Genomic DNA, 24,025 nt, shown 5'->3' with positions numbered 1-24,025 from the left:
GATCGGCTCAGTCTAACGAGGGACCGGAAAAGGCCCGCGTGATATCGCATGGTGAGATTCGAAGCTCACTGGGTGATCATTGCGACCCCTGCGCGGCGCCGTCCGGCCCCTGCGCGTCGAGGGCGTCGCGTACGTGCACGGTGTACGGATGGTCGTCGCCGAGGAGGCGTACGCAGACGGCCAGCAGCTCCGCGTAGTCGGCGCGGGCCCGGTCCGTCGCCCCCGCTCCGGCGTACAGCCCGGTCAGGTTGATCCGGGTGATCAGGGTGTCCAGGTCCTCCTCGCCGAAGACGACGCTCATCACGGCCGCCGCGTGCGCGCCCAGCGCGAGGGCGTCGTGGATCCGGTCGGCGGCCCGGTAGATCCCGGCGAGCTCGGAGCAGGCCAGCAGCGTCTCCCGGTCCTTCGCGCCCAGGACGCGGGCCATGTCCACGAGCACGCTCTCCTGAAGGGAGACCGCCCTGTGGATCAGCCCGGCCTTCACATGGGCCGTCGCGAGGCAGCACCTCGCCTTGAGCGTGTTCGTGTCGTCGGGCCCCAGCACGTCGGTCATGCTCCGCACCAGCTCGGCCGCCGCCTCGATCGCCTCGTCCGCGCGTCCCGCCGAGGCGAGGGTCTCGGCCAGTGCGCCGCGCAGGCCGAGGGTGGCCGGATCGTCCGCGCCGAACAGCCGCTCACAGCCGGCCAGCGTGCGCTCGTACACGTCGGCCGCCTCCTCGTACCGCATGTTCAGGCTCAGGTACGCGCCCGCGGCGCCGAGTACGGGAAGCAGGGCGTCGTTGTCCTCCGCGGGGTCGGTGTGCCGCAGATACGCCTCGACGTGCGGCACCAGCACCCGCCACGTCTCCCAGTGGGCCGGCTCCACGCTGTCCAGCGGTGCGGCGTGACCGAACGCCGTCTGCGCGAGCCTGCGGGCCCGTTCGGTCACCCCTGGCCACTCGCGCTCGCCCCCGGGCGGCGGACGGCGGGCGATGGCCTGCACGAGCCGGTGGACGGACACCGAACCGTCCTCGTGCAGGGTGATCATGCTGTGCGCGGCCAGCTCCCCGAGCGCCTCCCGGGTGCCGGGGAACGGCGGCAGGAGCATTGCGGGAATCCGGTCGGGGGCGAACCAGCCGACCATCCGGAGGATCCCCGACGCGTACGGGACCGTGGCGGACAGCCGGTTGAGCGTGACGCGCAGGGTGCGGGCGACGGCCTCCTCCGCGTCGCCGGGGCCGCCGCTCCGGCCCAGCTCCGCCAGGTACGCGAGCGGGGGCGTGGCCGTGCGGCCGCAGTACGCGGCAGCGATCTCGACGGCCAGCGGCAGCTGGCCGAGGGTCTCGCAGAGCCGCTCGGCGCCGGTCGTGTCGCGGGGGCCCGTGTGGGTGGCGACGCGGGTGAACAGCTCGACGGCTTCGGCGGCCGGCAGGACGGGCAGCGTGAGGACCCGCCCGATCCCGTACCAGGCGTCGGTCGTACGGCTCGTGACGACGACCCGCCCGCGGCCGGCCCGGGCCAGCAGATCGGCCACGTCTCCGGGGTCGGTGACGTTGTCGAGGACGAGCAGCCAGCCGTCGTGCGCCGACAGCCACTGCAACGCCCGCTCGCGCAGGGCCTCCTGCGGGAGTACGTCGATCAGCGCGGGCTGCATCGCGACGGCGAGGGCCGCGAGCCCGGCGTCCACGTCGGCCCGGCTCTCGGCGGTGATCCACCAGACGGGGTTGCGGTGTGCCGCCTGCCGGAGGGCCCAGCGGGCGGCGAGCGAGGACTTGCCCACCCCGCCGAGGCCGCAGATCACGACGGTCTCCGCCTCCCGGTCGAGCAGGTCGCCCTCCTCGCCGCGCCCCACGAAGTGGGCGGCCTTGCGGGGCACGCTGACGAGTCCGGGCGGGCAGACCAACGGCCCGAGGGCCTCCGCCGGCAGCACGGTCACCCGGTCCCCGGTGTGCACCCACCCGATGTCCCCACCGGCCGCGACGGACCGGTCCCCCGAGGCGGATACGTCCCCGCTCACGCGTCGCCCGTGGACACACTCCCGATGTCGCCGCCCGCCGCGACGGACCGGTCACCGGAGGCGGTGACGGAGCCGGGGGCGGGCCGCGCGGGTGCCGGGGCCGGTGCCGGTGCCGCGGGTGCGGGTGCGGGCGCCGGGCTCGTACCGCTGCCGCCCGTCACCACGGACCCGATGTTCCCGCCGGCGGCGACGGAACCGGCGCCGGAGGCGGTCACGACCGGGGCGGTCGGGGCCGGTGTGGTCACGCCGCCATTCCCGAACTGCCCCCAGAGGGTGAGCCCGAGACCGGCGGCCGCCAGCACGGCGCCGACGACGCTCGCGAGCTGGTCGGCCTTCCCGAGGTCGGTGACCGCGACGGCGATCAGCGCGCCGATCCCGACGACACCGATGCCGGCACCGCTCCACAGCACTGCCTTCGACCGTATCTGCGCTGCCATGCACCCATGATGACAGCGCTCCGCAGGAGGTTAAGCCTGCATCACACGGAGAAGTTGGGTCAGTTCGCACTCCCCGACGGTCCGCAGGCAGTCCTCCAGCAGTGCGGCGATCAGGATGCGGGCACGTTCCGCCTGCCCGCCGTGCTGGAGGACGTCGGCCTCGACCACGCGCGCCATGAGCGTGCGCGAGTCCTCGGGACCGTAGCGACGGTGGGAGTCCTCGATGGCTTCCGCCGAGAGGACAAGCGCACGATCTGTGTCTCCGGCGACCGCGAGCCGCATGATGAGGGAGCTTTTGATGTTGTCCCGCAGGAGGGGATCCTCGGGCGACGCTCGCCCGGCATCGGCGACGAGCTCCTCCAGCGCCGCCACGTCGGCGCCCGTGGCGGACGCGGAGCCGATCACCAGGTCGTACCGGGCAGAGATCGTCTGCGGATGCATCGGCCCCAAGGCACGGTGGCAGTGCTCGACGTTCTCCCGGAGCAACGCATGCGCCCGCTCCGGGTCGCTCGCCCCGAGCACCCGGGCCAGATGTCCGCGGGCCGCCAGCGTGCGGGGATCGTCGGGCCCGAAGACACGCAGCTGGCCCGCGAGGCCCTCCGTCAGCATGTCCGCGGCCATCTGGGCCCCGTTGTCCGACATGTCCACGGTCAGAGCGAGGATCTGCAGCGCCTCCAGCGTCCGCGGGTGGTCCTGACCGTGGATCCTGCGCAGGGAGTCCAGGGCCCGTACGAACAGCGGCAGGGCCCGGTCGGCGGCCGTGACCCTGCCGAGGTACAAGGCGACCGTCTCGAACAACTCGGCTGCCACGTCGGTGTCGTCGGCCGGGGCTGTGTGTCCGGCCAACGCCTCCACGTGCACCGCGGTGTGCCGATCCGCACCGATCCCCGAGAGGGATATGCCGGCGTGCAACACCCTTGTGGCCAGCTCGCGCGCCACCCCCGTCGACTCCCTCGGGTCCGCCCTGACCACCGCCTGCACCAGCCGGTGCACGCTCAGCTCCCCGCCCCTGAGCGTGATCATGCTGTGCGCGGCCAGCCGCCGCACCGCCTCCGTGACCTCCAGCGGTGTCCCCAGCGGATCCAGGAGCCGGCGTGGGATCCCCTCAGGCGCCCACCAGGCGATGATCCGGAGTACGAGGGCGGCGCGCGGGGTGTCCGTGAGCCGGTCCAGGGTCACCTGCCAGACCCGGGCCAGAGTCCGCGCCGCCTCGCCGCCCTCCGCCGTAGCCGCGAACATCTCCCCCGGATACTCCGCGAGCAGCCCCTGGTACGTACGCGGGGTGATGCCGGCCTCCGCGCAGTACGCGGCCGCCTGCTTCAGCGCGAGGGGCAGATGACCCAACTCCGCGCAGAGCGGGCCGAGTCCGTCGTCGGAGGCGCACACCCCGGTGAAGAGCTCCGCCGCCTCCTCCGGATCCAGGACGTCCAGGACCACCGTCCGCGCGACGTCCTGCCAGCCGCTCGCCCGCCGTGAGGTGACGACGATCCGGCCGCTCCCGACCCGCGCCAGCAGCGGGCGGAGGTCGGCCGGGGTGGAGACGTTGTCGAGGACGAGGAGCCAGTCGTGGTTCGTGGCCAGCCACTGCAACGCCCGCTCGCGCAGGGCGTCTTCGGGCAGGACGCCGACGACACCGGGCTGCATGGCCCGCGCCAGGTCGGCGAGGCCCGCGTCGAGTTCGGCGGGCGTCTCGGCCGTGATCCACCAGACGACGGTGTGGTCGGCCACCCGGTCCGCCGCCCAGCGCGCCGCCAGCGTCGACTTCCCGATGCCGCCGAGCCCGCAGAGGACCTGGATGCCCACGCCCTCGTCCAGCAGGGCGAGTTCACGGGCGCGGCCCACGAACAGCTGCGTCCGCTCGGGGAGATGGACCAGCCCTGCCGGGGAGACGGTGAGCGCCTCCGGCGGCAGCAGCGTCGCGTTCTCCACCTGGGTGACGAAGTCACCGGTGTTGACGCGCCCGATTCCCCCGCCCGCCGCGACGGAACGGTCGCCGGACGCGTCGGCCCTGCCCGCTCCCCCAGTCATCAGCCCATGATGGCAGGAGGGGACGACACAGACCTCTACTTCTTCGACCGCAGCCCCAGCGGGGCCGCGATCTCCTCCAGCATCACGCGGCCCGCCTCCTCCGCGAGGTCGTCCTCCGTCAGGTCCTCGTCCGTGTCGAGGCCGTCCAGCTCGGCCAGGGGCTGGTCGAGGCGGACGTGCGCGACCAGGGACTGGAGGGCGCGGAGGGTGGCCGATGCGGTGGGGCCCCAGTTGGAGAAGTACGAGAACTGCCACCACCACAGTGCCTCGCTGGTGCGGCCCGCGCGGTAGTGCGCCAGGCCATGCCGGAGGTCGGTGACGATGTCGGCGATGTTGTCGGAGATCCGCGCCGGCACGGGGGCCTTGCGCGGCTCGTACGGGTCGAAGACCTCGGAGAAGACGTCGACCGGGTCCAGCATGACCGCGAACCGCTCGCGGAGGTCGTCCACGTCCGGCTCCGGACCGGTGTCCGGCTCGTACCGCTCGTCGGGGACGATGTCCTCGTGCGCGCCGAGCCGCCCGCCCGCGAGCAGCAGCTGCGAGATCTCCAGCAGCATGAACGGCACCGCGCTGTCAGGCTCGTCGCCCTTCGCGACCTCCGTGGTCGCGACGATGAAGCTCTCGATCGAGTCGGCGATCTGGACCGCGAAGTCGTCGGGGTCCTGCGTGACGGAGTGAAGCGTGGCGTCAGACATCGAGAAGCCTTCCTCGGGGCGCACCTGCGTGGGCTCGGTCCTCGTCATACATCTAGCAGTCGCCGCCCCTCGAAGGCGCGGCCGAGGGTCACCTCGTCGGCGTACTCCAGGTCGCCGCCGACCGGGAGTCCGCTCGCGAGGCGGGTCACCTTCAGGCCCATGGGCTTGATCATCCGCGCCAGGTACGTCGCGGTGGCCTCGCCCTCCAGGTTCGGGTCGGTGGCGAGGATCAGCTCGGTGACCGCGCCGTCCGCGAGCCGTGCGAGGAGCTCCCGGATGCGCAGGTCGTCAGGGCCGACGCCCTCGATCGGGCTGATCGCGCCGCCGAGGACGTGGTACCGCCCCCGGAACTCGCGGGTCCGCTCGATCGCCACGACGTCCTTCGGCTCCTCGACCACGCAGATGACCGTCAGGTCGCGCCGCGGGTCCCGGCAGATGTTGCACTGCTCCTGCTGTGCCACGTTGCCGCAGACCGCGCAGAACCTGACCTTCTCCTTGACCTCCAGGAGCGCGTGCGCCAGCCGCCGTACATCCGTGGGCTCCGCCTGGAGGATGTGGAAGGCGATCCGCTGCGCGCTCTTGGGACCGACGCCGGGCAGCCTGCCCAGTTCGTCGATGAGGTCCTGAACCACGCCTTCGTACAACGGAACGCCCTTCTCGGGGGTGCTTGATTCTTACGGTAGTGGCTGGAAGTGCGCCTTTGAAGGTGTACGGGGTGTACGAGTCAGAACCCCAGGCCCGGCATGCCGCCCATGCCCTGCGCCAGCGGGCCCAGCTTCGCCTGCTGGAGCTGCTGCGCGTTCTCGTTCGCCGCGTGGACGGCGGCCACGATCAGGTCGGCCAGCGTCTCCGTGTCCTCCGGGTCGACCGCCTTGGGGTCGATCACCAGGCCGCGCAGCTCGCCGGAGCCGGTGACGGTCGCCTTGACCAGGCCACCGCCCGCCTGCCCGTCCACCTCGGTCGCGGCGAGCTCCGCCTGCGCGCGAGCGAGGTCCTGCTGCATCTTCTGGGCCTGCTGGAGAAGCTGCTGCATATTGGGCTGGCCACCACCGGGAATCACGGGCACTCCTGAGGTTCGTTACGTCCGAATGTCGGGTACGCCCGAGCCTACGTGTTCGCCGCCCGCCCTGCCTCCATCACTCTTTCGGGTGAGAAACTGCGGGCTTCTCTACCTGATCAACACCCTCTTGCGGGCGGAAATCCCGGGATTCCGGGCCCATCGCCCACCATTCGGCGGTAGGAAGGGCAGGCACCACGTGCACCGCACGTCACAGAAGGACACGCGCGCTGAGCTGAACAGAGGAGTCCCCCGGTGAGCCAGCAGCCGGACATGCAGCCACCGGGTCAGTCCGGGGAGAACGGGGAAGTCACGGAGCGGCCTGACCGCGATCTCACCGGTACGCCGTTCCCCCTGGGCGACTGGGGCGAGCCCGCCGAGCGGCTCGACGAGCTGTACCGCTGGGTCGAGTCGAATGCCCTGCGCACGGCGGAGTGGTACCTCTCCGACCGCGTCTGGAAGCGCCGCGGCGCCCGGATCCTGCGGCTCGGCACCGCCGCCGGCGTGATCGCGGGCGCCGCGCTGCCGCTGCTCGACCTGACCGGGGCGGCCGAGGGCGCGGCCGGCTGGGGCTATCTGTCGCTGCTGATCGGCGCGGCCTGCCTGGCCTGCGACCGGTACTTCGGGCTGACGTCCGGCTGGATAAGGGACGTGGCGACCGCACAGGCCGTGCAGCGCCGTCTCCAGGCCCTCCAGTTCGACTGGGCCTCGGAGAGCGTCCGCGAGGTCCTGGGCCCCACGGAGGGCACGGCCAGCGAGGCCGCCGAGCGATGTCTCGGCGTGCTGCGCCGCTTCTCGGAGGACGTGACCGAGCTCGTACGGGCGGAGACCGCGGACTGGATGGTCGAGTTCCGCTCGGGCCCGGCGCCGCTGATGCTCCAGTCGGTGGGCGTGGTGCCCGCGCGCACGGAGAGCTCCCACCCGTCGGGCCGCTTCCCGCTGCCGCCCGGCACCCGGCCGAACATGCCGCGCCAGCGGCCCCCGGAGGCCCGCTAGGCCTCAGGGGCCTTCGGGCCTCCGAGGGGCCTCCCGAGGGGCTCTGGAGGGCCTCAGAGGCTCCGGAAGGGGCCGCGGGGAGGCCTCGGGGGTAATTCCCCCGAGGGCGGGCCACCGGGCGTCGCCCGGCCCACTCGGCCCGCTCGGCTCGGCTCGGCCAGCCCAGCTCAGCCAGCCCAGCTCAGCTACCTCAGCTCAGCTCAGCTCAGCTCAGCTCAGCTCAGGATGATCATCGAGCCCTGTGCAAGGCTCCTGGTCGCCGCCGCGTGCAGCCCCAGCCACACGTGACGCTCCCGCGCGAAGGGACTGTCGTCGTACGGAATCGGTCCGGCCGGCTCCTCCAGCGAGGTCGGCCGCTCCGGCGGCAGCGGAAGCGCCGGCGGGTTCATCGGGTCGATGCCGATCGAGGGCGCCACGAACTCGAGCTCGCGCAGCAGCCCGTACGAGGAGCCGAGCGGGCCGCCGCCTTCCAGGAGCTCCTCGCTGGAGAGCGGCGCCGGGAAGTCGACGGGCACGTACGAGCCGGCGTGGTCGTAGTGCCAGACGAGGTGCGACTGCTGGGCGGTCGCCTCGAACATCTCCAGGAGCTGTTCGTAGTCCCCGCCGAGCTCGCCGACCGGCTCGACCGGCAGCCCGCACACCTGGAGCAGGTACGCGCGGCGCAGGAAGTGCAGGGCCTCGTAGTCGAAGCCGGCGATCGGGGCGACGTCGCCGGAGAGCCCCGGCATGTACGCGTAGACGGGCACGGTCGGCAGGCCGGACGCGCTCAGCACGGCGTCGTAGGCCGCTATCTCTTCGGCGAAGGGGTTGTCGGGGCTGTGGCACAGCAGGTCGACAAGGGGGACCAGCCACAGGTCACAGGCCAAGGGAGGCTCGCTCTCCGTCGGTTGCAGGGACGGCCAGGGTAGTCGGCGGCGCCGACGACGCCCACCCGCTCAGGAACTGCCCCCGGATCCGCCGCCTCAACCCGGCCGCCACCCGGAGGTTCCCCTCAACGCGCGCGGTTCTCCAGGCGGTCAGCCCACTCGAGGGAGTGCGTGTTGTAGTCCCGCACGACCTCGACGGCCCCCTCCGCGTCGCCGCGCGTGATGGCGTCCACCAGATCGATGTGGCCGCTCCACAGCCAGCCGTTCATGTCCCGCTCGGAGCGCAGATAGGGCACGGAGAAGACCCAGGCCTGGACGCGGAGCCGGTGCAGGAACTCGGCGATGTAGTCGTTGGCGGCGACCAGGCGGGCCAGTTCACGCCAGTAGCGGATGTCGTAGCCGATGAGGACGTCCAGGTCGCCGGCGCGGGCGGCGCGGGCCGCGGCCTCGCCCCTGCGGCGTACGGAGACGAGCGCGACCCCGACCCCGAGGTCGGGTTCCGTGGGCACGGAGCGGGGCGGCACCATGGCGGCGTCGCGGCGGAAGATGCCGTCGACGACGAGCATCCTGGCCTCGACCATCCGCCGGTAGTCGTCGACCGAGTACTGGTGGACGCGGAAGCCGCGGTGCTGGTCGGAGTCGAGGAGCCCCTGCGCGCAGAGGTCGACGAGGGCTTCCCGTACGGGCGTCGCGGACACCCCGTACTGCTCGGCGATCTGCTTGACCGTGAATTCCTGGCCCGGCTGGAGACGGCCCGCGAGCACCTCGTCACGCAGCGCGTCCGCGATCTGCTGTCGCAAGGTGTTGCGGGTGACAGCTCCGCTCGCGGGCATCTGGTCGGCCCCCTCCGTCCGGCTTCGGACACCCTAGTCCAAACGGAGGGAACCTCCCCGTATCACCCGTACGCGAACGGGCGGTTACGCGGTGTACTCGTCAGCCACCGACAGCGCGACGTCCAGGGCTGCCAGGCCCTCCTTGACCTCGGACTCGGAGACGTTGCAGGCGGGGACGGCGTGCACGCGGTTCATGTTGATGAAGGGCCACAGGCCGTTCTTCTTCATCGTGGAGCCCACGGCGGCCATCGGCGCGGCGGCCTCGCCGGCGGCGTTGTACGGGACGAGCGGCTCGCGCGTCTCGCGGTCCCTGACCAGTTCGATCGCCCAGAAGACACCCAGGCCGCGCACGTCGCCGACGGACGGGTGGCGCTCGGCGAGCTCGCGCAGGCCGGGGCCGAGGACGTTCTCGCCGATGTGGGCCGCGTGCTCGACGACCTTCTCGTCCTCCATCACCTGGATGGTGGCGACGGCGGCGGCGCAGGCCAGCGGGTGACCCGAGTAGGTCATACCGCCCGGGTAGGGCCGCTTGTCGAAGGTCGCGGCGATCTCGGCGTTGATGGCGACGCCGCCGAGCGGCACGTAGCCGGAGTTCACGCCCTTCGCGAAGGTGATCAGGTCGGGCACGACGTCGAAGTTGTCGGCGGCGAACCACTTGCCCGTGCGGCCGAAGCCGGCCATGACCTCGTCGAGGACGAAGACGATGCCGTACTTGTCGCAGATCTCGCGGACGCCGGCCAGGTAGCCGGGCGGCGGGGTCATGATGCCGGCGGTGCCGGGCACGCTCTCCAGGATGATCGCGGCGATCGTCGCCGGACCCTCGAAGGCGATCGTGTCCTCCAGGTGCGCGAGGGCGCGCTCGCACTCCTGCTGCTCGTTCTCGGAGTAGAACGGCGAGCGGTAGAGGAAGGGCGCCCAGAAGCGCACGACGCCGGCGGTGCCGGTGTCGGAGGCCCAGCGGCGCGGGTCGCCGGTGAGGTTGATCGCGGTGGAGGTGGCGCCGTGGTACGAGCGGAAGGCGGAGAGCACCTTGTGGCGGCCCGTGTGCAGACGGGCCATCCGGACGGCGTTCTCGACGGCCTCGGCGCCGCCGTTGGTGAAGAAGATCTTGTCCAGGTCGCCCGGGGTGCGCTCGGCGATGAGGCGTGCGGCCTCGGAGCGGACGTCCACGGCGAAGGCGGGCGCGAAGGTCGCGAGCTTGCCGGCCTGCTCCTGGATCGCGGCGACGACCTTGGGGTGCTGGTAGCCGATGTTCGTGTAGACGAGACCGCTGGAGAAGTCGAGGTAGCGGTTTCCGTCGTAGTCCCAGAAGTACGAACCCTCGGCGCCGGCGACGGCGAGCGGGTCGATCAGACCCTGGGCGGACCAGGAGTGGAAGACGTGCGCGCGGTCGGCGGCCTTGACGGCCGCGCCGGCCTGGGGATCGGGTGCGGCGACATGAGGGGTCATGCGGTCGAGGGTAAGGAATCGCAGGTGGGGCGGGCCATGGCCATCTTGTCCACCGAGACCGGGCCGGACGCGACACCTTGCTCCGTCCCGATTCGCGCCGGGGCGGAGTCTCGGAGGAAGCCCCATTCCCATTGACAGCAAGCTGTCATCATGACAGTCTTCTGTCATGGGAACCGAGAGCGACACCACGACCGTTCATCTCGCCGTCTACGACACCCTCGCCGACTGGGAGACGGGCCACGCCACGGCCTGGCTCACCCGCGCCGGGTACACGATCCGGACCGTCGGCCCGGTCGCCGGGGAGCCCGTCACGACGATCGCCGGCATCCGGATCGTCCCCGACCTCGCGCTCGACGACCTCCGTCCCGAGGACAGCGCCCTGCTGATCCTCCCGGGCGCCGAGAAGTACGACGAGGGCGAGGAGCTCGCCCCCTTCACGGCCAAGGCCCGGACCTTCCTCGACGCCGGCGTGCCGGTCGCCGCGATCTGCGGCGCCACGGCGGGCCTGGCGAAGGAGGGCCTGCTCGACGACCGCCCGCACACCAGCGCCGTCTCGTTCTACCTCGCCGCCACCGGCTACAAGGGCGGTGAGCACTACGTCGACGCGGACGCGGTGACGGACGGGGACCTGATCACGGCGGGCCCGACCGAACCGGTCGCGTTCGCGCGGGAGATCTTCGCCCGGCTGGGTGCGTACGAGGGCAAGCGGGACGCCTGGTACCGCCTCTTCCACGACTCGGACCCGGCGGCCTTCGTCGAGCTGAACTCGTGAGCGACAGGCAGCAGCAGGACGCCCTGTCCCGTACCGCCCTGGGCGTCTTCCGCCTGAACGGCCAGTTCCTCGCCGTCTCGGAGAAACTGGCCGAACCGGCCGGCCTGACCGCCGCCTGGTGGCAGGTCCTCGGCGCCGTCCTCCCCGAACCGCTGCCGGTCGCCGGGATCGCCCGCGTCATGGGCATCACCCGCCAGAGCGTCCAGCGGATCGCGGACCTGCTCGTACGGGAGGGCCTCGCGGCGTACGAGCCGAACCCGGCCCACCGGCGCGCCAAGCTCCTCACGCCCACGGAGGCGGGCCGGGCGGCGATCGGCCGCATCGAACCGGGCCACGCGGAGCTGGCGGCCCTGCTCGCACGGGAGTTGGGCGGCCAGGAGGCCTTCGACGAGACCGTACGGGTGCTGGAACGGCTCTCGGGGGCGCTGGACGCCGTCGGCGCGCGCTACACCGCCCCCGAGGCGCCGTGATCAGCGCCTGACGATCCGGTCGAGGACCTCGGCGAGGCGGGCCTTGACCGCCTCGCCGTGCCGGAGCGGCCGCGGCTCCCCGTCGCGGTCCATCCGCACACCCCGGTCCGCGAGGACGTACAGCATCCGCAGGGTGCGCAGGCAGTTGGAGAGGTGGGCGGCGACGGGGACGCCGATGTCGTCCGACCCGAACTCGTCGGCCACCGCGTCGAGCCACGCGGTCGACTCCAGCTCGCCCAGGTCGGTCCGGGTGAGGACCCGGGCCGACGCCCGCGCCAGCCGGTCGTCCTCCAGCTGGTCCCACACCCGGTCGGTCGGCGCCGTCAGCCGCGCGGCGGCGAGGTTCAGCATCCGCGCCGGGTCCACCTCGGCGTGGCGCCCGAACGCGCCGAGGAGATCCGCTCCGTGCGCGACCGCGTGCAGCCAGCCGAGCTTCGGGTCGTGACCGCGCAGGTCCTCCTCGGCCGGGTACCAGCGCGCGAACGCGTCCACCCAGCCCGCCCTGAAGTCCCCCTTCGCCAGGAGCATGTCCAGCACGAGCGGGGCGAAGGTCCTGGCCTGGACCTCCGGGTCGCCGAAGCGGGCGGCCATCTCGTCGCCGAGCGCGAGCCTCCGGGGCCCGTCGATCACCCCGCGCTCGATCCAGGTCGCGAGGACGGCGTAGGCCGATCCGTCGCGGACCTCCGGATCGGGATCCGCGAGGGCACGGGACAGCTCTCCCGTCAGTTCTTCCAGGTCACGGTCGGTGGGTATCGCGTAGTCGGCGGCGCAGATGCTGTTCCAGTCGGTCACGGTCGGCACAATATGCACATACCGCTACCTCGCGCCGACAATTACGGGGCATGTCCCGGACATGACCGACCCCGCCCGGGACAGGTCCCGGACGGGGTCGCTTCTTCCCACAGATCTACGGATCTACTGCGTGAACACCTGCATGAACATCAGCGCGCCCTGCTGGACTAGCAGGACAGGTTCGCACCGGCCGGGACGCCCAGGATCTGGGTGAACTGCTGGTACTTGGTGACCCGGCTCTGCACCTGGGCCGGGTTGCCGCCGTTGCACTCCAGGCTGCCGTTGATCGCCCAGATGGTCTGCCCGAAACCGGCGCCGTTGACCATGGCGTTGTGGGCGGTCATCGTGCCGGGGCCGTTCTGGGTGTTCCAGTACCAGAGGCCCGTCTGCATGGCGACGGCCGGATCCTGCTCGACCCGCCAGGGGTTGTTGAGCAGGTCGATGCCGAGGGCGTCACCGGCCGCCTTGTAGTTGAAGTTCCAGGAGAGCTGGATGGGCCCGCGGCCGTAGTACGCGGCCTGGCCGGCGGGGCAGCCGTAGGGCTGGTTGCGGTCGCAGTAGTGCGGGTAGTTGGCGGTGTTCTGCTCGACGATGTGGACCAGGCCGCCCGTCTCGTGGGAGACGTTCGCGAGGAAGGCCGCGGCCTCCTGCTTCTTCACCGTGTCACTGCCGGTGTTGGCGAAGCCGGGGTACGACTTGAGGGCCGCGGTGAGGCCCGCGTACGTGTAGAAGGGGTTCCTGCTCGGGAACATCTGGTTGAACTGGGCCTCGGAGACGACGAATCCGGAGCTCGGGGGCGTGGTGGGCGGCGTGGTGGGCGGGGTGGTGGGTCCGCCGCCACAGGCGCCCTGGTCGGCCCAGACGCCCCACTCGCCGGTCGTGCCGGGGGTCTCGTTCTGGGTCCACCACTTGGCCTGCCAGTTGTGCCCGTTGTGCGAGGCCGTCATCCCGCCCGTGTAGACGCTGGAGGAGTTCCATGCGGCCGCGCAGGCGGCTGCCGCTCCTGCCGAGGCGGCGGGGAGGAGGAGCAGGGCGAGTCCAACGGCCGTACAGAGCGCCGCCAGCGAGGTGACCAACTTACGCAGCATGCGTGCTTCCTTCCGGGTGGGGCCGGGTCGGGGAAGCACAGCGAAGCGCTATTGGTCTGGACCTGTCAAGGTCTAGACCAGAACTTGTGACAGTTGGGGTTCCACTTGCCCCGGGAACACATGAGGCGGCCCCGGGCTCGGAGTTCCGAGGCCCGGGGCCGCCGTCAGTCGCGGCGAAGCGGTACGACTAGAGCAGGTTGAAGTTCTGCATACCGGTGTTGATCTGGACCGGCGCCTTGAACGGGGCCGCGGCGTTGCCCGTGCCCGAGTAGCGGAACAGCTTGCCGTCCGCCTTGCGGGCGAGCAGGTCCGCCTTGCCGTCGAAGTTGATGTCACCGGTCGACAGGATCCGGTTGTACGTGTTCCAGCCGGAGCCGATCTTCGTGCGGCCGGTGAAGGGGGCCCGGTAGTCGCCCGTGCCCTTGTAGAGCCACAGGACACCCGTCGTGTCGCGCGCGACGACGTCGACCTTGCCGTCACCGGTCAGGTCACCCTGGCCCGCGATCTGGTTGTACGCGTTCCAGCCACCGCCGACCCGCGTGCGGGTGGTGAGGCGGCCGTCCGGGTAGGAGAGGTAGCTCCACAGCACACCGGCCGTGTCGACACCGAGCAGGTCGGCCTGCTGGGCGCCGCCGATGCTGCCCGGCGAGAGGACCGTCTTGTAGATGTTCCAGCCCCGGCCGACGTTGTTCGCGTCGGGGTCCGTGCCCTCGAACGAGAAGAAGTCCAGCCGCCCGTTCTTGTAGAGCGTCCACTCGACTTCGCCGAAGCCGTCGTTGTTGTTGTCGCCGACGATGATGTCGGCGATGTCGCCGGCGTCGCTCGCCAGCGGGACCCCGGCGCTGAAGCCACCGGTGGTGTTGGGGTTCCACACGTAGAGGTCGTTGGTCGTCTTGTGGACGCCGTACATCTCGAAGATGGGCGTCTCCGGCGCGGCGACGGGCGCGGCGGAGGCCGTGCCGGCGACGGTCGCGGTCGCGACGGCGACGGCGGTGGCGACGAGCGCGCCCTTGAGCGCACGACGACGAATGATGTTCATCGAAAATCCCCCCTGGGATTCTACGGCGGCGTACTTCACACGCCACTGATCTTGGAATCCTGCCACAGCGTTCGACTGTTTTCGGACCAAAATTCGGGCCCGGAAAACCGGAAAAGACGGCTCCGGGTCCAAGAGCTTGCCACAGCACGCGGAACGGCTCCGGGGCGGCAATGTGCCGCCCCGGAGCCGGCCGGGGAGAGAGCGGGAGGAGCGGGCGCCTTAGAGGGGCAGGGCCGAGGTGACGTCGGGGAGCGCCGAGGTCGCCGCACCGCCCGTGACGGCGCTCAGCGGGGAGTCGGGCTGGGTGGCGGCGCCGCTGACCGGGCCGAGCAGGCCGGTCGCGCCGGCCAGGGGGTCGGCCGCGGCGGCGGCACCCGCGCCGAGACCGATGGCGGAGGCGGCGAGGGCGAGGGCGGTGAGGACACGCTGGGAAGAGTTCATGCCCCGCTAACGATCCCCCGCGCCCCAGGTACCGGCGATTCCGCATCCGTCAACCTCGTCCGCCCGGGTCGAGGAGGCCCGGACGGACGAGGTTGACGGGGGTCGGATCGGGCCGGGAAGGGTCAGATCATCAGGATGATGCGGCCCGGGCGGTGGCCCGACTCCGCTCGGCGGTGGGCCTCGGCGACCTCCTCCAGGGGGAGGACGTCGGCCACCCGGGTGATCAGCTCCCGGTCCGCCACCTTCTGCAGGCTCTCGGCCAGCCGGGTGGCGTCCGGCACCGCACGGACGGCCTCGACGCGGATGTTCCGCTGCGGGGCCGGAACCCGGTCGGGGGCGATCGCGACGAAGACGCCGCCGTCCTTCAGCACCGGAATGATGTCCTCGCCGAGGAGCGCCCCGTCGAAGACCCCGTCCACCTGCTCAGGGACGGCCGCGAGCACCCTGTCGATCACGTCCTCCGGGGTGCCGCGCGGGAGGGCGTGCTCCGCCCCGAGGATCTTCAGTTCGCTCTCGTCACCCTCGTGGGCCACGGCCACGACCCGCAGCCCGGCCGCCGAGGCGTACTGGACGGCCAGCCGGCCCACCACCGTGCTCCCGCCGGTCACGAGCAGCGTCGACCCCGCCGGCAGCGCGATCCGGTCGAGCCCCTGCTGGGCGGCGGCCGAGGCGAGCGGGAGGGAGGCGGCCACGGTGTGGTCCACGTCGTCCGGGATCGGGGCCAGCCACTCCGGGGCGACCTGGACGACCTCCGCGTAGGTGCCCTCTCCGGTCAGCTCGTCGTACCAGGGCACGAATCCGGCCACACGGGTCCCGACCGCCATCCCGGGCGCCGGGTCGAGCAGCTTCCCCGCGAAGTCGGTCCCGAGGATGAACGGGGGCTTGAGCGAGCCGACCGAGTCGGCGTAGTGGCCTGCGCGGATCCGCAGATCCGCCTGGTTCACACCGGCCGCCTTCAGGCGCACCCGGACCCTCCCCGGGACGTCCCCGGCCTCCGGCTCGGGCCGGCGGGACATTCTGAGGACCTCGGGTCCGCCGTAGGCGGTCACTTCGACGACACGCATGGGGTACTCCTCAGATGGCAGGCCCCCTCGTGGCCATTACACCCACGCCCGCGAGCCCCGGGCAACCCCTGATCGCCCGCCTGAAGGACCCGCCCGGGCCCCGCCCGGGGACCCGCCCGGGGACCCGCCTGAAGGAAGGGAGAACTCCGGGTGACGGGGGGCTACGCCGACCGTGGAACCGCACACACGTGCGTACCGTCGCGCGGGTGGACTGGCTCACCGCTGAGAACCTCATCGCCCTGGTCACCGCCCTCCTCGGTGTCCTCGTCTCCACCGGTGCCGTCTGGTACGAGCGGCGGGTGCCGCACCAGCGGCGGATCGGCTACCGCGTCCAGCTCGACACGGCCATCGGGAACGCCGCCGCGAACGGCGCGGTGACCGGCCCAGGCGCGGCCGTCCGGCGCGGGTTCTTCAACGCGAGCCCGGAGCTGCGGGACGCCACCCTCGTCCTCCTCCGGATCGAGAACGACGGGGCCCTGTCGATCGGCGCCGACCACTACACGGACGGTGACGACCACGGACTCACGGTCGAGTTCCGGAACCGGCGGGTGAAGGCGGTCGTCGTCACCGCGCCCGACCACCCCCGGCTCCTCAGCCACTTCCCCGACAGCTGGCAGGGCCCGGCGGAGGGCGCCACCACCGTCCTGCTGCCCAAGGTCCCGCTCAACCGCGGCGCCCACTACAAGCTGCTCGTCCTGCTCACCGGCGGCCCCATCGGCGACCCGGTCTCGGTCGACGGCAACATCGCCGAGGGACACGTCCACCTCAACCACAGCACGACCCCCGACGACAAGCCGCCCGTCTTCAGCCGGGCCGCCCGGACGGTCACGATCGTCCTCACCGTCTGTGTCGTCGCGCTCGCCACGATCATCGTCCGCGAGCGGACCCCGCCGCCGATCGGCTGCGCCACGGGCACGCTCACCGTCACCGGCTCGACGGCCTTCGCGCCGGTCGTACGGGAGCTGGCGAAGAAGTACGAGAAGGACTGCCCGGGCTCGACGGTGAACGTGACCGCGCACGGCTCGACCGCCGGGATACGGGAGCTGGCGGCGTCCGGGGCGAACCACGGCAAGGGCTCCCCCGCCGTCGTCGCCCTCTCCGACGGGCGCAAGCCGGGCGGCTATCCGCAGCTGCGGGAGAGCATGGTCGCGGTCTCCCTCTTCACGCTCGTCCTCAACGACGGGATACCCGTGGAGAGCCTCACCCTGGACCAGATCCGCCGCCTCTACCGGGGCGAGATCACCGACTGGAACGAGCTCGTCCCCGGCGTGCACCAGCCGGTCCGGCTCATCAGCAGGGACGCCAACTCCGGTACCAGGGAGGTCTTCCAGCGCCGGGTCCTCGGCCGCAACGAGCTGGCCAACTCCTCCCTGAACTGCGAGAGCCTCGACGACCCCGCGTCGAAGGTCGTCCGCTGCGAGCTCGACTCCACCGAGCAGGTCCTGTCGACCGTCGCCCGGCTCCCCGGCGCCATCGGCTACACCGAACTCCGCAGCGGCAGCGGCCTGAAGGGGCTGCACCGGGTGGCCATCGACGGGCGCAGGCCGGTCGTCGAGGAGATCGGCGTGTCCAGCTACCCGTACCGGGAGATCGAGTACGCCTACACCTGGGGCCGGCCGCCCGCCGACTCGCTGACCTCCAGCTTCCTCAACTACCTGATCCGGGGCAGCGGCCAGGACGTCGTCCTCACCCACGGCCATCTGCCCTGCTCCACCCCGAAGGGCACGAAGGTCTGCGGGGACGGCTGACGGAGACGGCCGAGGCGTGTTCTGGCATGCTCGTCGCCGTGGAGCCATTGAACGCGGAAGACCCGGTCAGCATCGGTCCGTTCCGTCTGATCGGCCGTCTCGGGGTCGGTGGGATGGGCCGGGTGTTCCTCGCGCGCTCGGCCGGCGGCCGGACGGTCGCGGTCAAGATCGTGCACGCCGAGCTGGCCGCCCAGGAGGAGTTCCGGCGGCGGTTCGCCCGCGAGGTCGCCGCCCTGGAGCGGGTCGGCGGCACGGGCACGGCGCCCGTGCTCGGCTCGGACACCTCCGCCGACGCCCCGTGGGTGGCCATCGGGTACGTCCCCGGTCCGTCGCTGCGGACCGTCGTCGGCGACGAGTACGGGCCCCTGCCGCCCGCGACCGTACGGGCGCTCGCCTCCGGGCTCGCCCGCGCCCTCGTCCACATCCACGACGCCGGGCTCGTCCACCGCGACCTCAAGCCCTCCAACGTGCTGCTGACCGTCGACGGGCCCCGGCTCATCGACTTCGGCATCGCCCGCGCCGTCGACACCGTCGCCGACGGCGGCGGCCTGACCTCCACCGGCGCGGTCGTCGGCTCCCCCGGCTTCATGTCGCCCGAGCAGGTCCGCGGCGACCGCGTCACCCCCGCGTCGGACGTCTTCTGCCTCGGCTCCGTCCTCGCGTACGCGGCGACCGGCCGCTCCCCCTTCGGGACGGCCGACAGCGGCGTCCACGCCCAGATGTTCCGCATCGCCCACGACGAACCCGACCTGACGGACCTCGCACCCGAGCTCTCCGGCCTCATCCGGGCCTGCCTCGCGAAGGACCCCGCGGCGCGTCCCTCGGCGGCCGAGATCGTCGAGACGCTGCCCGTCGCCGACCCGTGGCTCCCGGCGGACGTCCTGGCCCGGCTGGGCCGCCACGCGGCCCGGCTCCTCGAGGCCGAGGCGGGTCCGGAGGCAGGGGGAGCCAGGATGCTCGCCTCCGCCGGTGACCCGACACCCGCCACCCCCCTGCCGCCCACCGCCCGCACCGCACCCCGCCCCCGCCGCCGTACGGCCCTGATCACCGCCCTCGCGACCCTCGTCGTGGCCGCCGCGGCCGGCGCCACGTACACCTTCTGGCCCGACCCGGACACCGGCGGCGACGAGCAGAAGAACCGCGGCAAGGGCCAGACCGACGGCGTCTCCGCCCGGCCCGCCGGGATCGTCCCCGGCAGCTTCCTCGGCGCCTGGGAGGGCGTCATCCAGGGCACCGCCGACCACCCCCGGGAGACCGCCCGGATCGAGATCACCCAGGGCGCGGCGGGCGCCAAGAGCGCGGTCTACGTCCAGGTCTCCGAGAGCCGGCTCTGCATGGGCCGCTCCCGGCTCGTCTCGGCCGACGAGGACAAGGTCGTGCTCGGCGAGTCCGACGTCACGACCAGCGTGCCCGCCCAGCGCTGCACCCCCGCCGCGCACCAGACCCTCACCCTGCGCTCCCCCGACGTCCTGGAGTGGACCTCGGGCGCCGCGAAGGCCACCTTCCGCAAGGCGCCCACCGGCACCGCCGTCGTCCCCGCCCGCTACCTCGGCCGCTGGCGCAGCAAGCCCATGAGAGAGGTCTACGGCGACAACGACGACCGCTACCGCACGGAGGTGACGGTCACCCAGGGCCCCATCGGCACGCCGGTCATCCGCATCACCGACGTCTTCCCGCGCACGAACGACGCCGGCGAGGCCACCACCGACGTCGTCAGCTGCGCCTCCACGTCCGTCCTCGCGGGCGTCGGCGCGTTCCTCGTCATCGGACCGCAGACCAAGGAGACGGGCAACACCGACTCCGAGTGCCCGGAGAACGGCTCCAGTTACGTGGTCGTGGACACGTGGGAGGGCAAGGACCGGCTCCTCGTCTACCCGATGGTGGACGCGGAGCCGGGTGAGTTCGTGCGGTTGTAGGGCTTACTCGGGGATGCGGGCCGGGCACGTGCTGAACGGCTCGTTCACGATGCACTCGAAGAGCGCGGCCCAGTCGCTGCTGCTGTCCGCCGCACCCGCCTTCACGGTGTCCTCGCAGGACTTGTCGGTCAGACCCCAGAGGGAGCCGTCCGGCCAGCCGGCCTGCTGCGTCCGGGTCTGCACGACGTCGAGGCAGGCCTGCGGTGCCTTCAGGCGCTTGAGCTCCTCGACGAGCTCCAGGTACTTGGCGTCGGTCACCGACCGGGCCTGCTCGTCGAGCGTCGCCTTGGCTTCGGCCCGCTGCTCCGGGGAGGAGTCCGCGCTCTGGTAGACCTTGAGCGCCGCGGCGTTCTTCTGCAGCTTCTCCTGGAGCTTCTTCTTGTCCTCCGGCTTCGTCGGCGCGGTGCCCGGCTGCTGTGCGGCCAGCACGCCGCCGAGGAGCACGTCCGCGTACTTGGAGTAGAGCACCTTCTCCTGCACGGTCAGGTTCTTGTCCGTGAGTTTCGTGAGGACGGTGTTCAGGTCCTGGAGGACCTTGAAGTAGACGAGCCGCTCGGCGACGGACCCCGTCCCGTTGACCTTCTCCAGCGCTGTGGTGACGCCGAGGACGAGCTTCGCGTACCTCTCCCGGTCCTCCTTCGGGAAGTCCGCGTCCTTGCTGAGCCTCAGCGCTTCGGCCAGCCCCTTGGCGAGGGCCTTGGCCTCGTCCTTCTGCTGCTGCGACCCGTTCCCGTTGATGATGGCCTGGAGGTCGTCCAGCTGCTTCTTGACCTTCGCCTTCTCCGCGGCGGAGAGGTTGGTGGCCGCGAGGTTGTCCTGCGCCTGCTTGAGCTCGCCGGCGGTCAGGGTCTGAATCGCGACGTTCTGGGCAGGAGGCGCTTCCTCGCCCTCAGCGGGCAGCACTCCCTGCTGCCCGTCGGGGTTCACTTCCTCGTCCGCGGGGTTCTGCTCTTCCCCCTGGTCGGGGTTGTACTGCTCCTCTTCAGGAGGCACCTGCTCCTCTTCGGGAGGCACTTGCTCCTCGACGGGAGGCACCTGCTCATCCACCGTCGGCGGTACCTGCTCCTCCTCCACGGGCGGCGGTACCTGCTCCTCCTCCACAGGCGGCGGCACCTGCTCCTCCTCAGCAGGTGGTGGCGGTGTCGGCTGGGCCCTTTCGGCGGCCTGCACCTGCGCCGGCGCGGAGGATGCCGCCATGGCGCTCATGCCTGACGACAGCGCCAGGCCCGCCGCCAGAAGGGACGCGCTCGCAGCTCGGACGACTCGTCGCTGGGCGGTTGTGGTCATGGTGAATCCAGGTGGCTGTCAGGGTGCTGCTTCGTCCGCGGGGGCCGGCCTCTGAAGGCGGCCCTGGGTGACCGGAGTTCCACGACTCAACGGTGCACAGGAATCACAGGACCCACTCTTCTCCCGTGGCCCCGAGTTGGCAACTCGGGGCCGGGGTACCCGAATACGCTGCGTGAGCGCGGCGCTCGGAGAGCCTCTAGCCGCCTACTCCGAGTAGTTCCAGGGCGGCACGGGCCGCGTCCAGGAGCGGTGTGCCGACGGTCCCGAGCAGCGCGGCGATGCCCGCGACCGTCAGCAGCGCCCGGCGCCGTACCGGGGGCGGGGTGGCGTCCTCGTCGGCGGCGAGGACGGGCAGGGCGTCGTCGAAGGAGCCCCGGTCCTCGGGCGGCACCTCCGCGCGCAGCACCCGCATGAGCTCGACGACGGTCCGCAGCGCCTCCTCCAGGGTGGGCTGCTGCTGGGGTCCGGCGTGGTGGTGGACGATGCCCGTGTGGCCTTCGCCGCCGAAGATGTTGACCTGGTCGCCGCCGTAGTTGTTTCCGCCGTGGTTGTCGCCGGCCGTCACTTCACGATCCCCTTGTGGTCGCGGCCTCCGACGATGTTGACGGTGTCCCCGGTGTAGTTCTTCATGTTGACCGTCAGCTGCTCCACCTGGACGTGGAAATCCGCGTCCGGGTTCTCGATCGCGAGCGCGATCCGGCGGACGAGATCCGAGAGCACGCTCGCGTCGCGGCTGGTGAGCAGGGCGATCGCCACCCCCGTGGTCTCGATGGCCAGGACCGAGTGCTCCGGCCGGAAGAGAACGATGAGCATGTCCGCGAGGGCGAAGACAAGGACCGCGAGGCTGACGAACCGGGCGATGTCCACGCCCTCGTCGGATTCGCCGGAGGTCACGGACAGCACCAGAACCGGGATGACCACGATCGCCAGGAACCGCTTCACGGCGGCCCAGCGGTCGGGCACGACGACGTACGTGTGGACGCGGGCGATGTTCCCCAGCGGATAGCACGCGCGGTTCACCCACAGCAGGCTCCTGCTGACGCTCACGTCGATGGTGGTGACGTCGCGGGGCGGCGGAGCGGGTGGACGGTTCGGCGGCGGCGGTGTGACGAGTGGTCCGGTCGTGTCCATGTTTCCCCCTGGGACGGAACCGCACGTGAGTGGAGACTCATTAAGCGCTCAACTCCCCTTACGAACAAGGCGAGTTCAGGCCTCCCGAGGGCGGAGTTCGGCCGCCGCGCGGGCATAGTCGCGCACCAGGGGGCGGGTGTCGTCGGCGCGCCAGGCCAGGACGAGGTGGCTGGGGGTGAGGCCGCGGACGGGCCGGACGACGACGCCCTCGCGGGCGAGCAGGGGCGCGTTGCCCGCCGCGACCAGGCAGACCCCGAGGCCGCCGACGAGCGCCTCGTACGTCTCGTCCACCCCGCCGATCTCGGCGCCGATCACCGGCGGGCGTCCGCCCCGGGCGTCCACCGCCAGCCAGTGGTCGCGCAGTTCGGGCACGTTGTCCGGCAGGGCGAGGAATGGCTCGTCGAGGAGGTCGGCGAAGTCCAGGCTCTCGCGCGCGGCCAGCGGGTGGGCCGCCGGGAGCGCGACGAGCCGGGGCTCGGTGGCCACGACGACCCAGCGGAACCGGTCCGCGCCGGCCAGCGGCAGCCAGACGAAGGCGACGTCGCTCCCACCCTCGGCGAGCCCGGCCGTCGGGTCGTCCCAGGCGACCTGGCGCAGCTTCAGCCGGGCGCCCGGGTGGGCCTCGGTGAAGCGGGAGCGGATCGCGGGCAGCAGGCCGCCGCGCCCGGGGCTGGTGCTCATGCCGACGACGAGGGTGCCGTCCGCCGCCTCCCGCGCCCGGCGCACCGCCTCCCGCCCCTCCTCCCAGGCGGCGAGCGCGGCACGGGCGTGCGGCAGCAGGGCCGTACCGACGGGGGTGAGGGCGACGCCCCGCCGGTCGCGGTCGAAGAGGGGGGCGCCCAGCTGCCGCTCCAGGGCCCGTATCTGCTTGCTGAGCGCGGGCTGGGAGACGTACAGCCGCTCGGCGGCGCGGGTGAAGTGGAGTTCCTCGGCGACCGCGAGGAAGTACCTCAGGTCGCGGCCGTGGACATCACTGGTCGTCATGCCCATGGGTTATCACAGGAGGTCTTGGACGGCCAAAGGGCCCTCGGCGCAGGCTTGTTGCATCACCGGGAACGACTTCGAGGGAGTACGGACATGAGCAAGGTCTGGTTGATCACGGGCGCCAACAGCGGTTTCGGGCGGGCCTTCACCGAGGCCGCGATCGCCGCCGGCGACGTCGTGGTCGCCGCGGCCCGCCGCCCCGCGACCCTGGACGACCTGGTCGCCGCCCACCCCGACCAGGTGGACGCGGTCGCCCTGGACGTCACCGACGCGGCGGCGGTCGACCGGGTCGTCGCGGAGGCCGCCGAGCGGCACGGCCGCATCGACGTCCTCGTCAACAACGCGGGCCGCACGCACGTCGGTTCGGTCGAGGAGACCGCCGACGCCGAGCTGCGCTCCCTCTTCGACCTGCACGTCTTCGGGCCGGCCGCCCTCACCCGGGCGGTCCTGCCGCACATGCGGGCCCGCCGCTCGGGCGCGATCGTGCAGCTCAGCAGCGTCGGCGGGCAGGCGTCCATGGCGGGCTTCGGCGCCTACAGCGCGACCAAGTTCGCCCTGGAGGGCATGTCGGAGGCGCTCGCGGCCGAGGTCGCCCCGCTCGGCATCCGGGTCCTGATCGTGGAGCCCGGCGCCTTCCGTACGAGCCTGTTCGGCAACCACAGCCTGAGCGGCGACGGCATCGCCGACTACGCGGACACGGTGGGCGCGACCCGGGCCTTCGTCGAGACCGGGGGCGGCACGCAGGCCGGCGACCCGGCGAAGGCCGCGGCGGCGGTCCTGGCCGCGCTGGAAGCCGACGAGACGCCGCTGCGGCTCGCCCTCGGCGACGACTCGATCGACGCGATCCTGGGCCACCTGGAGCAGGTCCGGAGCGACCTCACCACCTGGGAGAAGGTCGGCCGGGACACGAGGCTCGACGGCTGACCCATGAGGAAG

At 72.0% G+C, this 24,025-nt stretch carries 24 protein-coding genes; 6 read left to right on the top strand and 18 right to left on the bottom strand.

Going from position 1 to position 24,025, the window contains the following annotated elements; genetic code table 11:
• Positions 1 to 76: 76 nt before the first annotated feature.
• The 6 genes from SGA01_RS21585 to SGA01_RS21560 form a co-directional block, all read right to left on the bottom strand.
• Positions 77 to 1,996 carry a tetratricopeptide repeat protein gene (locus tag SGA01_RS21585; protein WP_141298079.1) on the bottom strand — a complete coding sequence of 640 codons (1,920 nt, stop codon included), beginning with the start codon at positions 1,994 to 1,996 and terminating at the stop codon, positions 77 to 79.
• On the bottom strand, positions 1,993 to 2,433 hold the full coding sequence (locus SGA01_RS21580; protein ID WP_218037845.1) for a hypothetical protein: 441 nt from the start codon (positions 2,431 to 2,433) through the stop codon (positions 1,993 to 1,995). Before SGA01_RS21580 ends, SGA01_RS21585 begins: the two co-directional genes overlap by 4 nt.
• Positions 2,434 to 2,463: 30 nt before the next feature.
• A complete protein-coding gene (locus SGA01_RS21575; protein WP_141298078.1) occupies positions 2,464 to 4,461 on the bottom strand; it encodes an NB-ARC domain-containing protein in 1,998 nt (665 codons plus the stop codon).
• Positions 4,462 to 4,496: 35 nt separating this feature from the next.
• The gene (locus tag SGA01_RS21570) at positions 4,497 to 5,156 is read right to left on the bottom strand and encodes a DUF5063 domain-containing protein (protein ID WP_055642666.1); all 660 of its coding nucleotides are present in this window, start codon (positions 5,154 to 5,156) and stop codon (positions 4,497 to 4,499) included.
• Positions 5,157 to 5,200: 44 nt separating this feature from the next.
• Positions 5,201 to 5,800 carry a recombination mediator RecR gene (gene recR, locus SGA01_RS21565; protein ID WP_017240166.1) on the bottom strand — a complete coding sequence of 200 codons (600 nt, stop codon included), beginning with the start codon at positions 5,798 to 5,800 and terminating at the stop codon, positions 5,201 to 5,203.
• An 80-nt stretch (positions 5,801 to 5,880) separates the two neighbouring features.
• Positions 5,881 to 6,216 carry a YbaB/EbfC family nucleoid-associated protein gene (locus SGA01_RS21560; RefSeq protein ID WP_079037530.1) on the bottom strand — a complete coding sequence of 112 codons (336 nt, stop codon included), beginning with the start codon at positions 6,214 to 6,216 and terminating at the stop codon, positions 5,881 to 5,883.
• Positions 6,217 to 6,486: 270 nt separating this feature from the next.
• On the opposite strand from SGA01_RS21560, the gene SGA01_RS21555 reads away from it, so the two are divergent.
• Complete coding sequence (locus SGA01_RS21555; RefSeq protein WP_229918255.1) at positions 6,487 to 7,209, top strand: SLATT domain-containing protein; 723 nt, start codon at positions 6,487 to 6,489, stop codon at positions 7,207 to 7,209.
• A 215-nt stretch (positions 7,210 to 7,424) separates the two neighbouring features.
• Here SGA01_RS21555 and SGA01_RS21550 read toward each other — a convergent pair whose 3' ends face one another.
• The 3 genes from SGA01_RS21550 to SGA01_RS21540 form a co-directional block, all read right to left on the bottom strand.
• Positions 7,425 to 8,075, bottom strand: coding sequence for a putative DNA-mimic protein (locus SGA01_RS21550; RefSeq protein ID WP_055642664.1), 651 nt, complete (start codon positions 8,073 to 8,075; stop codon positions 7,425 to 7,427).
• Between the two features lie 125 nt (positions 8,076 to 8,200).
• Positions 8,201 to 8,908, bottom strand: a complete 708-nt coding sequence (locus SGA01_RS21545) for a GntR family transcriptional regulator (RefSeq protein WP_141298076.1) — start codon at positions 8,906 to 8,908, stop codon at positions 8,201 to 8,203.
• Between the two features lie 84 nt (positions 8,909 to 8,992).
• Entirely contained in the window at positions 8,993 to 10,357 is a 1,365-nt protein-coding gene (locus SGA01_RS21540; RefSeq protein WP_141298075.1) for an aspartate aminotransferase family protein, read from the bottom strand.
• A 166-nt stretch (positions 10,358 to 10,523) separates the two neighbouring features.
• On the opposite strand from SGA01_RS21540, the gene SGA01_RS21535 reads away from it, so the two are divergent.
• Positions 10,524 to 11,129: a DJ-1/PfpI family protein gene (locus SGA01_RS21535; RefSeq protein WP_141298074.1), complete on the top strand. Its 606-nt coding sequence runs from the start codon at positions 10,524 to 10,526 to the stop codon at positions 11,127 to 11,129.
• Positions 11,126 to 11,599: a MarR family winged helix-turn-helix transcriptional regulator gene (locus SGA01_RS21530; protein WP_141298073.1), complete on the top strand. Its 474-nt coding sequence runs from the start codon at positions 11,126 to 11,128 to the stop codon at positions 11,597 to 11,599. The genes SGA01_RS21535 and SGA01_RS21530 overlap by 4 nt, the downstream gene beginning before the upstream one ends.
• Here SGA01_RS21530 and SGA01_RS21525 read toward each other — a convergent pair whose 3' ends face one another.
• From SGA01_RS21525 to SGA01_RS21505, 5 genes are all read right to left on the bottom strand, one after another.
• Positions 11,600 to 12,391, bottom strand: coding sequence for a DUF2785 domain-containing protein (locus SGA01_RS21525; RefSeq protein WP_141298072.1), 792 nt, complete (start codon positions 12,389 to 12,391; stop codon positions 11,600 to 11,602).
• 167 nt (positions 12,392 to 12,558) lie between these two features.
• Positions 12,559 to 13,479, bottom strand: coding sequence for a glycoside hydrolase family 19 protein (locus SGA01_RS21520; protein ID WP_141298071.1), 921 nt, complete (start codon positions 13,477 to 13,479; stop codon positions 12,559 to 12,561).
• Positions 13,480 to 13,666: 187 nt separating this feature from the next.
• Positions 13,667 to 14,518, bottom strand: a complete 852-nt coding sequence (locus tag SGA01_RS21515; RefSeq protein ID WP_141298070.1) for an FG-GAP repeat domain-containing protein — start codon at positions 14,516 to 14,518, stop codon at positions 13,667 to 13,669.
• 219 nt (positions 14,519 to 14,737) lie between these two features.
• On the bottom strand, positions 14,738 to 14,959 hold the full coding sequence (locus SGA01_RS21510; RefSeq protein WP_055642655.1) for a hypothetical protein: 222 nt from the start codon (positions 14,957 to 14,959) through the stop codon (positions 14,738 to 14,740).
• Positions 14,960 to 15,081: 122 nt separating this feature from the next.
• Positions 15,082 to 16,023 (bottom strand): NADP-dependent oxidoreductase, encoded by a 942-nt coding sequence (locus SGA01_RS21505; protein WP_141298069.1) that lies wholly within the window; start codon positions 16,021 to 16,023, stop codon positions 15,082 to 15,084.
• A 206-nt stretch (positions 16,024 to 16,229) separates the two neighbouring features.
• Between SGA01_RS21505 and SGA01_RS21500 the strand changes: the two genes are divergently transcribed.
• Positions 16,230 to 17,771, top strand: a complete 1,542-nt coding sequence (locus SGA01_RS21500) for a substrate-binding domain-containing protein (RefSeq protein WP_141298068.1) — start codon at positions 16,230 to 16,232, stop codon at positions 17,769 to 17,771.
• A 38-nt stretch (positions 17,772 to 17,809) separates the two neighbouring features.
• Positions 17,810 to 19,687, top strand: a complete 1,878-nt coding sequence (locus tag SGA01_RS21495; protein ID WP_141298067.1) for a serine/threonine-protein kinase — start codon at positions 17,810 to 17,812, stop codon at positions 19,685 to 19,687.
• A gap of 3 nt (positions 19,688 to 19,690) precedes the next feature.
• Here the strand turns inward: SGA01_RS21495 and SGA01_RS21490 are convergent, their stop codons facing one another.
• The 4 genes from SGA01_RS21490 to SGA01_RS21475 form a co-directional block, all read right to left on the bottom strand.
• Positions 19,691 to 20,800, bottom strand: a complete 1,110-nt coding sequence (locus tag SGA01_RS21490; protein WP_141298066.1) for a hypothetical protein — start codon at positions 20,798 to 20,800, stop codon at positions 19,691 to 19,693.
• Between the two features lie 370 nt (positions 20,801 to 21,170).
• Positions 21,171 to 21,539, bottom strand: coding sequence for a hypothetical protein (locus SGA01_RS21485; protein ID WP_141298065.1), 369 nt, complete (start codon positions 21,537 to 21,539; stop codon positions 21,171 to 21,173).
• Positions 21,536 to 22,105 (bottom strand): DUF6232 family protein, encoded by a 570-nt coding sequence (locus tag SGA01_RS21480; RefSeq protein ID WP_141298064.1) that lies wholly within the window; start codon positions 22,103 to 22,105, stop codon positions 21,536 to 21,538. The genes SGA01_RS21485 and SGA01_RS21480 overlap by 4 nt, the downstream gene beginning before the upstream one ends.
• 75 nt (positions 22,106 to 22,180) lie before the next feature.
• Complete coding sequence (locus SGA01_RS21475; protein WP_167534151.1) at positions 22,181 to 23,095, bottom strand: LysR family transcriptional regulator; 915 nt, start codon at positions 23,093 to 23,095, stop codon at positions 22,181 to 22,183.
• Positions 23,096 to 23,182: 87 nt separating this feature from the next.
• Between SGA01_RS21475 and SGA01_RS21470 the strand changes: the two genes are divergently transcribed.
• On the top strand, positions 23,183 to 24,013 hold the full coding sequence (locus SGA01_RS21470; protein ID WP_141298062.1) for an oxidoreductase: 831 nt from the start codon (positions 23,183 to 23,185) through the stop codon (positions 24,011 to 24,013).
• The last annotated feature ends 12 nt before the right edge of the window (positions 24,014 to 24,025 follow it).

This window comes from Streptomyces gardneri, from assembly GCF_006539185.1.
GTDB classification, from domain to species: domain Bacteria; phylum Actinomycetota; class Actinomycetes; order Streptomycetales; family Streptomycetaceae; genus Streptomyces; species Streptomyces gardneri.
The sequence above is the reverse complement of the archived record's forward strand: the minus strand, read 5'-3'. Positions and strand labels throughout refer to the sequence as shown.